The organism is Nonomuraea sp. NPDC049637 (assembly GCF_040675235.1).
GTDB lineage: Bacteria > Actinomycetota > Actinomycetes > Streptosporangiales > Streptosporangiaceae > Nonomuraea.
Map to the genome: position 1 here is coordinate 184,868 of NZ_JBFAOM010000011.1, position 11,577 is coordinate 196,444.

At 73.3% G+C, this 11,577-nt stretch carries 10 protein-coding genes; 5 read left to right on the forward strand and 5 right to left on the reverse strand.

The annotated features are described in order from the left end of the window. The first annotated feature begins 61 nt into the window (after window positions 1-61). Complete coding sequence (locus AB0J71_RS18060) at window positions 62-1,534, forward strand: aldehyde dehydrogenase (NADP(+)) (RefSeq protein ID WP_364415039.1); 1,473 nt, start codon at window positions 62-64, stop codon at window positions 1,532-1,534. Window positions 1,535-1,710: 176 nt separating this feature from the next. Here AB0J71_RS18060 and AB0J71_RS18065 read toward each other — a convergent pair whose 3' ends face one another. Continuing rightward, window positions 1,711-2,472 carry an IclR family transcriptional regulator gene (locus tag AB0J71_RS18065; RefSeq protein ID WP_352320815.1) on the reverse strand — a complete coding sequence of 254 codons (762 nt, stop codon included), beginning with the start codon at window positions 2,470-2,472 and terminating at the stop codon, window positions 1,711-1,713. 218 nt (window positions 2,473-2,690) lie between these two features. Here AB0J71_RS18065 and AB0J71_RS18070 point away from each other — a divergent pair, with 218 nt between their 5' ends. The 3 genes from AB0J71_RS18070 to AB0J71_RS18080 all read left to right on the forward strand — a co-directional run bounded on the left by AB0J71_RS18070 (window position 2,691) and on the right by AB0J71_RS18080 (window position 5,462). Next, on the forward strand, window positions 2,691-3,485 hold the full coding sequence (locus tag AB0J71_RS18070; RefSeq protein WP_352320817.1) for an NAD(P)-dependent oxidoreductase: 795 nt from the start codon (window positions 2,691-2,693) through the stop codon (window positions 3,483-3,485). An 82-nt stretch (window positions 3,486-3,567) separates the two neighbouring features. Continuing rightward, a complete protein-coding gene (locus tag AB0J71_RS18075; protein ID WP_352320819.1) occupies window positions 3,568-4,530 on the forward strand; it encodes a LacI family DNA-binding transcriptional regulator in 963 nt (320 codons plus the stop codon). After that, window positions 4,527-5,462, forward strand: coding sequence for an aldose epimerase family protein (locus tag AB0J71_RS18080; RefSeq protein WP_364415041.1), 936 nt, complete (start codon window positions 4,527-4,529; stop codon window positions 5,460-5,462). The genes AB0J71_RS18075 and AB0J71_RS18080 overlap by 4 nt, the downstream gene beginning before the upstream one ends. Here AB0J71_RS18080 and AB0J71_RS18085 read toward each other — a convergent pair. The 3 genes from AB0J71_RS18085 to AB0J71_RS18095 form a co-directional block, all read right to left on the reverse strand. Continuing rightward, window positions 5,452-7,914 (reverse strand): SpoIIE family protein phosphatase, encoded by a 2,463-nt coding sequence (locus AB0J71_RS18085; RefSeq protein WP_364415043.1) that lies wholly within the window; start codon window positions 7,912-7,914, stop codon window positions 5,452-5,454. The genes AB0J71_RS18080 and AB0J71_RS18085 overlap by 11 nt on opposite strands. Before the next feature lie 99 nt (window positions 7,915-8,013). Continuing rightward, the gene (locus AB0J71_RS18090; protein ID WP_364415045.1) at window positions 8,014-9,267 is read right to left on the reverse strand and encodes an MFS transporter; all 1,254 of its coding nucleotides are present in this window, start codon (window positions 9,265-9,267) and stop codon (window positions 8,014-8,016) included. Further along, window positions 9,264-9,950: a tyrosine-protein phosphatase gene (locus tag AB0J71_RS18095; RefSeq protein ID WP_364415047.1), complete on the reverse strand. Its 687-nt coding sequence runs from the start codon at window positions 9,948-9,950 to the stop codon at window positions 9,264-9,266. The genes AB0J71_RS18090 and AB0J71_RS18095 overlap by 4 nt, the downstream gene beginning before the upstream one ends. Window positions 9,951-10,037: 87 nt before the next feature. Between AB0J71_RS18095 and AB0J71_RS18100 the strand changes: the two genes are divergently transcribed. Further along, on the forward strand, window positions 10,038-10,745 hold the full coding sequence (locus AB0J71_RS18100; RefSeq protein WP_352323167.1) for a GntR family transcriptional regulator: 708 nt from the start codon (window positions 10,038-10,040) through the stop codon (window positions 10,743-10,745). Here the strand turns inward: AB0J71_RS18100 and AB0J71_RS18105 are convergent. Further along, window positions 10,729-11,565 carry a metallophosphoesterase gene (locus AB0J71_RS18105; protein ID WP_364415049.1) on the reverse strand — a complete coding sequence of 279 codons (837 nt, stop codon included), beginning with the start codon at window positions 11,563-11,565 and terminating at the stop codon, window positions 10,729-10,731. The genes AB0J71_RS18100 and AB0J71_RS18105 overlap by 17 nt on opposite strands. Window positions 11,566-11,577 lie beyond the last annotated feature (12 nt).

Here is an 11,577-nt window from a genome sequence, read left to right on the forward strand (position 1 = left end):
CAGGCTGCTGCGACTGTAAGAATCGGGCCGAGAAAGTGTCAAGACTCCGAAGGGCCACTCGATGATCTACGGATACGACCCCAGGACCGGTGAGACCGTGGGCGGCGGGCTGCCCGAGACCGACGGCGCCGGGGTCGACTTGATCGTCTCCGCGGCGACGGCTGCGGGCGCCGCGTGGCGCGCGACGCCGGCGGACGAGCGGGCGGCGGCGCTGGAGGCCGTCGCCGACGCCCTCACCGCGCACGTGGACGAACTGTGGCAACTCGCCGACCGGGAGACCGCGCTCGGTGAGGTACGGCTGCGGGGCGAGGTGGCGCGTACGGCCGGACAGTTCCGGCTTTTCGCCCAGGTCGTCAGAGACGGCGGTTACCTGGAGGCCGTCATCGACCACGCGGACCCGGCGCTCGCGCCGCCGCGGCCGGACGTGCGGCGGATGAACCATCCGCTGCCCGGGGTCGTCGCGGTGTTCGCGGCGAGCAACTTCCCGTTCGCGTTCTCGGTGGCCGGCGGGGACACCGCCTCGGCGCTGGCCGCGGGGTGTGCAGTGGTGGTCAAGGCACATCCGGGGCATCCGAACACGTCCGAGCGGGTGGCGAAGATCGTACGGAATGCCTTGCCTTATCCGGACCTGCTCGGGCTGGTGCAGGGGATGCAGGCGGGCGCCGACCTGGTACGCCACCCGCGGGTGGTCGCGGCCGGGTTCACCGGGTCGGTGGCGGGCGGCAAGGCGATCCAGAAGCTGATCGACGAGCGGGAGACGCCCATCCCCTTCTACGGGGAGCTGGGCAGCGTCAACCCCGTGGTGGTGTTGCCGTCGGCGCCGGCGCAGGAGGTGGCGAGCGGGTTCGCGGCGTCGCTGACGCTGGGGGTCGGGCAGTTCTGCACGAACCCGGGGCTCATGTTCGTGCCCGAGGACGATGAGTTGCGCAAGGCGCTGGTCGCGGCGGTGGAGGGGACGAGCGGCGGCCCCATGCTGGCCGAGCGGATCAGGGACGGGTACCTCGGCGGGCTCGGCCGGCTCGGCGAGCTGACGCTGCTGGCGGAGGGGAAGCCGGGCGAGGGGGCCTGGGCGGTGGCGCCCAAGGTGTTCACGACCGATCTGAAGTCATTCGGGGAGCGGCTGCCGGAGATCGCGGAGGAGTGCTTCGGGCCGGCGGCTGTTGTGGTGACTTATCGGGAAATTTCGGAGCTGAGGAGGGTGCTGGAGCGGTTGGAGGGGTCGCTCACGGCTACCGTCCATGGCGGTGATCCGGAGGAGGCCGAGGGCATCGTCGAGGTGCTCGGGCGGAAGGCGGGGCGGCTGATCTGGAACGGATGGCCGACCGGGGTGGCGGTCTGCTGGGCCATGCACCACGGCGGGCCGTGGCCTGCGTCGACGTCGGCGTACACGTCGGTGGGGGCGACGGCGATCGGGCGGTGGGTGGCGCCGGTCGCGTACCAGGACTGGCCGGAGGCGCTGCTCCCGGACGAGCTCAAGGACGCCAACCCCCTCGGGATCCCGCGCCGGGTGGACGGCCGCCCGCAGACGGCATGAAAGGCCGCCCACGGCCTTGAGACGGCGCCGTCGCCGTCGAAGGGGGTCACGGGAAAGCCGTCTAAGAGGGGCACGGGAAAGCCGTCGAAGGGGGTCACGGAAAACCCGTCTAAGAGGGTCATGGGCAAGAAGAGAACACCACCGAGCCACATCGGCAGTCCTTCCAACGGGAGGGTCTAGCGGATGCCCTCCCTGCGCAGAGTGGCAGCCAGCTTGCGGGTGTGCCTGATCACCGCTTCGGTGACGCGCTCGATCTCGGCGGGCGGCAGCGCGGCCGGCATCGAGCAGCTGATCGCGTCGGTGGCCGGGATGCGGTAGTCGACCGCCACGGCCACGCAGGCCACGCCGGGGGTGCCCTGCTCGCGTTCGAGGGCCCAGCCGCGGGTGCGGACCTGGTCGAGCTCGCCGGTCAGCTTGGTCAGGTCGGTGATGGTGTGCTCGGTCAGCGGCCGCAGCGGGTCGGGCAGCAGGGCCACGACCTCGTCGTCGGTGAGCTGGGCGAGCAGCACCTGGCCGAGCGCGGTGACGTGGGCGGGCAGCCGCCGGCCCACCCTGGGGATCACGTGCCCGGCCTCGCGTGACTCGCGGGTGGCCAGGTAGAGGACGTGGGCCTCGTCCCGGCGGGCGAAGTGCACGGTCTGGCCGGTCTCGTCGCGTAGGTCCTCCAGGGTCTCCTGGGCGAAGGGCAGGGCCGGGTCCTTGTCGAGGTAGGCGGTGCCGGTCAGCAGGGCGTGCGGCCCGATCCCGAACGCCCCCCTGGTCGTGTCGGTCTCGACCCAGTTGAGCTCGACGAGGGTGCGCATGAGGGCGTGGAGGCTGCTGCGCGGGAAGCCGGTGCGCCGCTGGAGCTCCGACAGCGTCATGGGGGCGGCCGACTCTGCCAGGGTCTCCAGGATGCGTACGGTCCGCTCGGCGGACTTGACCAGCTGCGGCTCCATGCTCGTCCCATCTCGGCGGCGGCTTCCGGTGGGTCAGAATATGGGATCCCGTCCAGATACATGGACATCGCACCCCGCGCGAACTGGCCGCTGAACCGCCGGGAAGCGCCTTCCGGGCGGCCTCCTGATGGTGAGACATCAGACCGCCTCCCGTTCGCATTCGCGGACACGGCATTCGCGGACACGGCATTCGCCGCGAATTGTGTACAACGGTCGGCATGCGCATTCTCATGACCGGCGCCGCGGGAAAAGTCGGCACCCTGCTCCGTCCCCGGCTCGCCCGTCCAGGCCGCACGCTGCGGTTGTCCGACCTCCATCCGGTCGAGCCGGGCCCGGACGAGGAATGGGCGGGCGCCGACCTGGCCGACCGCGCGGCCATGGCCGAGGCCATGAAGGGCGTGGACGCCGTCCTCCACCTGGGCGGCCAGAGCCGCGAGCGTCCGTGGGACGACATCGTGCACGCCAACGTCCACGGCACCCAGGTCCTCATGGAGGCCGCCAGGAACGAGGGCGTACGGCACCTGGTGCTCATGGGCAGCCACCACGCGGCCGGCTTCCACACCAGGCCGCGCGACGGCTCGGACCTGCCCGACTACGCCTTCCCGCGCCCTGACACCTTCTACGGCGTCAGCAAGGTCGTCATGGAGGCCCTGGGCAGCCTGTACCACGACCGGTTCGGCATGAACGTGACCGTGGTCAGGCTCGGCACCTGCACCGAGCGCGCGGCCGACACCCGCGGGCTGGCCACCTGGATCTCGCCCGGCGACCTGGCCCGGCTGGTCGAGGCCGCGCTGGTCGCGCCCGGCTACCACGTCGTGTGGGGCGTCTCCGGCAACGCCCGCCGGTGGTGGTCGCTGCAGGAGGCCCGCCGCCTCGGCTACGAGCCCCGCGACGACTCCGAGCCCCAGGCCGCCGCCCTCGTCACAGAACAGGGCGAGCCCGACCTGTCGGACCCGGTGCACGACCGCGCCGGCGGGGTGTTCACGCTCAACGAACTCGGCGGCGCCTGGTAGGCAAACGGTTGCAGAAACCTTGACGCCGGGACCGCCGAAGGTCAAGGCTTGGCTCTGGCAACCGTTTGCAAGGAGGACGGCCATGACGGTGACGATCAAAGACGTCGCCCGCGCCTGCGGCGTGCACGTCTCGACCGTCTCGCGCACGTTCTCGGCGCCGCACCTGGTCAATCCTGCCACGCGCAACCGGGTGCTGGCCGCCGCCGACGACCTCGGCTACCGGCCCAACAGGGCGGCCAGGGCGCTGACGACCGGCCGCACGTTCAACCTCGGCCTCATCGTCGCCGACATCGCCAACCCCTTCTTCCCGCCGCTGATCAAGGCCGCGCAGGCGCAGGCGCGGGGGCGCGACTACCACGTCTTCGTGGCCGACACCGACGAGGATCCGCGGGTCGAGGAGGAGCTGATCCGCACGTTCGCCAAGCAGGTGGACGGCGTGCTGCTGTGCAGCCCCCGGCTGTCCAACCGGATGATCGAACGCCTGGCCGAGGACGTGCCGTTCGTGCTGGTCAACCGGCGGATCAAGGGCATGCCCGCGGTGCTGATGGACGTCGGCAAGGGCGCCAGGCTCGCGCTGGAGCACCTGGCCGGGCTCGGCCACCGCAGGATCGCCCTGCTGTCCGGCCCGCCCGGCTCGTGGACCAGCAACGAGATGCAGGCCGCCGCGGCCGAGATGCGGGGCCTCGACCTGCTCTTCTTCGGCCCCAACCAGCCCACCGAGTCCGGCGGCCTGGCGGTGGCGCCCGAGGTGGCCGCCTGCGGGGCGACGGGCGTGCTGGCCTACAACGACCTCGTCGCGCTGGGCCTCCTCGAAGGGCTCACCGCGATGGGCGTCGACGTGCCGGGCCGGATCAGCGTGATCGGGTTCGACGACATCCTGCCGGGGCGGCTCGGCCGGCCCAAGCTCACCACGGTGGCGATGCCCGCGGCGGTGGCCGGGCGGATGGCGGTCGACCTGCTGCTGCAGTCAGAGGGCGAGGGCGCGGTGATCAACCTGGACACCGACCTCATCGTCCGCGAATCCACGGGAAGGGCCCAAACATGATCTTCGGAACGCTGCCGTCGGGGGAGACCGTCGAGCGCGTGGAGCTGTCGTCCGGACGGCTGCGCGCCGAGGTGCTGACCTACGGCGCCGTCCTGCGCTCGCTGGAGGTCTCCGGCCTCGACGTCGTGCTCGGTCTGGACACCCTGGAGGACTACCGCACCCGCAGCCGCTACTTCGGCGCCGTGGTCGGCCGCTACGGCAACCGCATCGCCGGCGGCCGCTTCACCCTCGACGGCCGCGAGCACCGCCTGCCGGTCAACAACGGCCCCAACAGCCTGCACGGCGGCACCGAGGGCTTCGACGGCAAGGTCTGGACGATCACCGCCCGCACCCCCGACTCCGTCACCCTCGAACTGACCAGCCCCGACGGCGACCAGGGCTACCCCGGCACGCTCACCGCCGCGGTCACCTACACCCTGGAGGACGACGCCCTTCGCCTCGACTACGCCGCCGAGACCGACGCGCCGACCGTGCTCAACCTCACCAACCACTCCTACTTCAACCTGACCGGCGGCGGCGACGTGCTCGGCCACGTGGTCAGGCTGGACGCCGCCCACTACCTCCCCGTGGACGACGGCAAGATCCCCACCGGGGAGCTCGCGCCGGTCAAGGGCACCCCCTTCGACTTCACCGAGCCGCACGCGGTGGGCGAGCGGATGGGCGGCGCCTACGACCACTGCTACGTGCTCGACGGCGACATCGAGGTCAGCGCGGGCGGCCTGACCATGCGGGTGACCACCACCGAGCCGGGCGTGCAGTTCTACACGGGCGGCATGCTCGACGGGGTCGCCACGCCGTACGGGCCCTTCGCCGGGTTGTGCCTGGAGACCCAGCACTTCCCCGACTCGCCGAACCAGCCGCACTTCCCCTCCACCGTGCTGCGGCCCGGCGAGCGCCACACCTCCTCGACCGCCTACCGCTTCACGGCCTGACCCCGCGCAGCTCGGTCGCGGCCTTGATGACCAGCAGCGCCACGTCGTCCTGGGACGGCTCCTGGGCGAACGTCTCGACGGCGTGCCGCACGCGTTCGGCCACCGCGTGGGCGCTCAGGCCGCGGCAGGTGGACAGCAGCGCCGACAGGCCGTCGTCGTCGTCGAGCAGCCGGTCGCCGTCGCGCCGTTCGGTCACGCCGTCGGTGACGCACAGCAGCACCTCCTCCGGCGCCAGCTCGAACGTCTCGACGTAGAACCGGGCGCCGGCCTCGACGCCGAGCAGCAGTTGCGGCGCGGCCACCGTGTCGACCGCGCCGTCGGCGCGCAGCAGCAGCGGCGGCGGGTGCCCGGCGGACGCGATCGTGCACAGCGCGCCGCCCTGGGGCAGCGGGATCAGCTCGCCGCACAGCAGGCTGAGGAACCGGCCGTCGTCGCCCTCCTCCAGCAGGGCCTGGTTGAGCCGGTCGAGGATGTCGGCGACCGTGTAGTGCTCCTTGGCCAGCAGCCGGACGGCGTGCCGGGCCAGGCCGGTGACCGCGGCGGCCTCGGGGCCGCTGCCGCACACGTCGCCGAGGGCGAAGCACCAGTGGTCGGAGACGGTGAACAGGTCGTAGAAGTCGCCGCCCACGTCGGCGCCCTCCTCGGCCGGCTCGTAGACGACCGCGGATTCCAGGCCCGGCATGGGGGCCACGCGCATGGGCAGCAGGCTGCGCTGCAACACCCGCGAGGTGGTCGCCTGGCGGGCGTACAGCATGGCGGTGTGCAGGTTGAGCGCGACCAGCCGGCACAGGTCGGCCAGCAGGTCGGCCAGCTCCAGCGGCAGGGTGGGCTCGGCGCGGCCGATCACCAGCGCGCCGTGCGACCTGCCCTGCGTGAGCAGCGGGAACGACAGCACCGTCTCGGGGCCGACGGGCCAGCTCACCTCGTCGAGCGCGGTGCGCGGGATCGCCGGCAGCGACCTGCGCAGGTTGGCGTTGTAACGCTCCTCGCTGTGCCAGACGTGGGCGAGCCTGGTCATGCCCGCCAGATCGGTCAGGTAGACCGCGGCCCACGTCGCGATCTTGGGCACGACGAGCTGCGCGGTCAGCGCGGCGATCAGCTCCTCGTCGTGCACCCCGGCCAGCAGCTCGCCCGCCTCGGCCAGGAACGACAGCCGGCCCCGGTGGGCGCGCTCGCGCTCGGCCAGCCGCTCGCGCTGCACCGGCACCGCCACCTGATCGGCGATGTGCTGCAGGCTGACGGTGAGCTCCTGGTCGAAGCGGCCCGGCTGGGCCGCGGTCACCACGATGTAGCCGGTCACCTCGCCGCCCACGCTCATCGGCGCGCACGCCAGCGACCTGGCCCGCAGCTGCTGGGCCAGCTCGACGTCGCCGGCCAGCAGGTCGTCGATCATCGACGGCGTCCTGCCGTCGGGGCCGAACACGCCCGCGGCCAGCACGCCGACCAGCCCCGCCGTCGCGCCCGCGCCCGCCGCCACGCCGAACCGGTCGCCGCCCTCGGCGGCCAGCAGCACGTACGCCGCGTCGCCGCCGCTGCTGGTCTGGACGATCCGCGCGATGGTGTCCAGCAGCTCCGCGAACGGCATGTCCCGGTCGAGCAGGTCCTTGATCCGCCGTCCGGCCTCCCTGTGCAGCGGCGCGGCCGGCGGCGTCAGCACGTAACGGTGGTCGCCGGCCACCATCATCCAGATCGACCGCCGCTCCTCCGGGCCGCCGCGGCTGCGCACGTGGGAGACGTAGACGGGGATCAGCCGGCCGTCGAGGTGGCGCATGCGCGCCTCGCCCCGCCAGCGGCCCAGCGACAGGGTGCCGGCCAGGGACATGGCGTACGGGCCGTGGCCGCGCCAGGCCACCAGGTCGGCCAGCGGCCTGCCGACGGCCTGCTCGGACGTCCAGCCCAGCAGGTGCTCGGCCTCGGAGTTCCACGACAGCACGGTCCCGTCGCCGTCGGCGAGCAGCACCCCGACGTGCAGCCCCTCGATGGGCGCGGCCACGGTGGCGGGCGCCAGGCCCGGCGTGCCGACCATGACCTCCTGGTGGTCGGGCCCGTCGGTCAGCTCCATGCGGACCCACACCCGTTTGGCGGTCCTGGTGTAGGTGACGCCCCAGGCGTCGGCCAGCATGGCGGCCAGCGCCAGCCCGCGCCCGGACGTGCGCGCGGGGTCGGTGGACATGGCCTCGGGGGTCGGGACCGTCCTGCCGGGCCGGTGGTCGTCGACCTCGATCTCCAGCCTGGCCGGGCTCGCCGCGACGTCGAGGCGGCAGGTCAGCTCGATGCCGGTGCCCGCGTGCACCACGGCGTTGGTGACGAGCTCGCTGGTCAGCAGCACCGCGTCCTCCGTCAGGTGGCTGAGGCGCCACTCGCCGAGCACCTGGCGGATGAAGCGGCGCGCGTGCGCCGGGGCGTGCGGAGTGCCGTCGAAGGCTGTGCTCGACACTCTGGTCGTGTCCACTGTGCGTCCTAGAACATCACTCGTTGTGGCAGTTCGGTCACAGTCAGAGTGTCAGATGGGTGCCGTTGATACCTCCGGTTGTGAAGAAGGTGCTCCCGGCTAACGCACGTCCCGCAGAAGGCCGACCAGCGGCGCCGCGGCGGCCGTCACGACCGCGCAGGCCAGGAAGAGCAGGAAGTAGTTGGGCCCGGGGGCGAAGGGGTCGCGGCCGACGCCGAGCAGCACCGGCGCGAGCGCGGGCGCGACCGCCGACGGCAGGTGCTTGGCCATCGCGAACGCGCCCAGGAAGCGCCCGGCCTCGCGCTCGTCGGGCAGCACCTGGGTCACCATGCCGAGGTCGACCGCGTAGTAGACGCCGGTCGCCGCCCCCGAGACCACGGCCACCAGCACCACGACGGCCACGCTCGCGGTCGCCGCCTTGAGCAGCAGCATGGCGGCCAGGATCACGGTCGCCCACAGGACGAACGGCCGCCCCCTGCCGATCCTGGCCGCCCAGCGCCCGCCGAGGTAGGCCAGCAGGCCGGACAGCAGCGTGCTGACGATCGTCGTCAGGCCCACCAGCGCGGTCGCCGCCGCGGTCGCCACCTGCAGACGGCTCTGCAGGTAGTAGAGCGAGTACGACGAGATCAACGCGAACCCGATGCTGACCAGCACCCGCTGGATCCACAGCAGCCGGAAGTCGCGCGCCCCGGCGGGCAGCACCAGCAGCGCCGAGGCCAGGCTGCGCAGGCTCACCGGCCGCCGCCCGGCCGGATCGAGCCGGCGGTCCGGCAGCGCCACCCACAACACGAGCGCGGCGGCCACGGCCAGCGCCCCGCACACTGCGAACGCCGTGACCAGCGAGTCCTTGAACACCTGGGCGACCACCATCGCGGGCACGACGCCGACGATGTTGCACATCGAGAACACGCCGGCGACCCGTGTCCGGCGCTCGGGCGGGAACTGGTCCACGACGGTGGCGGTCAGGCCGGCCACCATGGCCTGGTAGCCGCAGACGGCGACGATCCAGCCGAGCGCGACCAGGGGCACCGAGCCGGCCATGGCGAGCAGCAGCAGGCCGGCCAGGCCGGTGAGCGAGCCGCCGAGGATCCAGGGGCGGCGCATGCCGTACCGGCCGGCGGTCCGGTCCGACAGGTGGCCGGAGATCGGGTTGGCGATCACGGTGGCCACGCCGCCGAGGGCGGTGACCAGGCCGAGCGTGGTCTCCTTGCCCGCCGGGGCGATCTCCTGGATCTTCAGCCCGAGCCCGAGGACGAGGGGCAGCGCGCCGGCGGCGGCGTAGCAGAGCTCGGCCAGGCCGATGGCGGCGACCAGGCCGCGGCGCAGGCGTACCGGCTCCCGGGTGAGCGTCATGGCAGCAGGGCGGCGCGCAGCCGCCGGATCCGGGCGGCGGTGAGGCCGTGGGCGAGCAGGAACCTCTCGGCGCCGCCCAGGTCGTCCAGGGCGGCCAGGAACGTGCGCATCGCACTCTCGGGCGCGTCGAGCAGCGCGGCCGGAATGCCCCCGGAAGCCCCGGAAGCCCCGGCAGTCCCGGACAGGCCGAGCATGGCCAGGACGTCGGGGAGCGCCCGCGCGGTCAGGGCGTAGTCGCGCACGATGGCCTCGTGGTCCACGCCGAGCAGGTCGAGGATGAGGGCGACGACCATGCCGGTCCGGTCCTTGCCGGCCGCGCAGTGCACGAGCGCGGGCAGGCCGTCGGCGATCTCGGCGACCACCTCGGCGAACCAGGCGGCCCGGTGGTGGAGGAGGCCGACGTACAGGTCGCCGAGGTCGAGGTCGGCGGGCAGCGCCGCGAGCCGGGCGGGGGAGGAGTCGCCGCCCGTGCCGAGGGCGGCGTGACGGATGCCGTCGTTCGGCAGGCCGGCCCAGTCGCCGGGCCGGCGCTCGTCGTCGCCGCGCAGGTCGGCGATGAGCCGGAGGCCGGCGACGAGCCGGGCGTCGTCGGGGCTGAGGGTGTGCGGTTGCGCCGAGCGGTAGAGCACGCCCGGACGCAGGGAGGTCGCGGTGGCGACGTCCCGGAGGTTCAGGAGGGGCATGGGTCATATATATGAGTGGACGGTCTGCGGAAAGGCTGCCCGCATGTGGCCGGAGGATGAACCCTGCGGCACCTTTAAGGTGTTCACGTGCCACGACAAGCCCGCTACCGAGAGATCGCCCAAGTCCTCGGCAGGTCCATCGAGTCGGGCGAGCTGGCGCCGGGCGAGCGCCTGCCGACCGAGGACGCGCTGGCCGAGCGCTACGGCGTCCACCGGCTGACCGCCCGCCAGGCGATGGTGGAGCTGCGCAAGGCCGGCCTGGTCGAGACCCGGCAGGGGCTCGGGAGCTTCGTCAGGCGGGCGCCGCGCCGGATCGAGGTCTCCGTCGACCCCGAGACACGCCGGCACCGCCCTTCGGACATCGCTGGCATGGCGGGCGTGTTCGGCGGCGGCGAGCGGGTCGTGGAGCGCGCGGAGACGGCGCATCCCGTGGCGGCCGGTCACCTGCGGCTGTCCGGCGGCGTCGTGCACGAGATCACCACCCTGCTCCGCAACGCCGAGCGGCCCTGCGTGCTCAGCCGCTACCGCCTGGCCCCCGAGCTGGCAGGGTTGCGCCTCGACGCCAAGGCCGGCGTGCTCGCCTCGCTGGAGGCCGCCGGGCACGCCTACCGCTACGCCTGGCACGCCATCTCGGCCGAGCCCGCCGACCTGCACGACCAGAGCATGCTGGAGATGCAGGCGGGCGAGGCGGTGCTGGTGCGGGAGGGGCTGCTCACGCACGAGGGCCAGCCCCTGTGCCACGTCGAGCGGCGCTGCCGCGGCGACATGATCTCGTTCGTCACCCGATATGACTGAGCAGGACCTCGGTGTCCAGCTCGTAGACCGGCGGCGCGGCCGACAGCGGCACGAGCGTGGCGAGCGCCCCTGACGGGCCGAGGTCCACCCGGGTGAACGCCTGCAGCGGCAGCGCCCGCGTGCGCCCCGCCGGGGGCATGGTGTCGGCGGCGTAGGCGCTGCCGGGGCCCACCCAGACCGGGATTCCGGCCAGCGTGCCGGCGCTCGCGCTGTGCGTGTGACCGGCCAGCAGGAGCCGCACGTCCGTCCCGGCCAGCACGCGGGCCAGCCGTTCCGGCTCGCGCAGGCCGATGCCGTCCATGAGGGGCAGCACGCTGGGGATCGGCGGGTGGTGCAGCACCAGCACGCTGCCGTCGGGCGCGGGCGTGGCCAGGGTGTCCGCCAGCCAGGCGAGCTGGTCGTCGTCGAGCTCGCCGTGGTGCCGGCCGGGCACGGAGGTGTCCAGTGCGACCAGGCGCAGGCCGCCCGCCATCGTGACGGCGTCCCAGGGGCCCTCCTCGACGCGCGGCCGGGCGGCGGCGTTCAGCCCGGCCAGGCCCGCGCGGAAGGCCGCGCGCTCGTCGTGGTTGCCCATGGCGGTCACGACGACCGCGCCGAGCGCCCCCGCGGCCTGCCCGACCGCCTCCGCCAGCAGCCGGTACGAGGCCAGGTCCCCCTGGTCGGCCAGGTCCCCCGACAGGACGACGGCGGCGACGTCCGTCCCCGAGGCCAGGACGGCGGCCAGCGCGGCCCGCAGAGCGCCCACCGGGTCCGCCGAGCCGTGCAGCGGCCCCTCGGGTACGACATGGACGTCGGTGAGATGGATCAGCGTGTACGTCATGACCGCGAACCT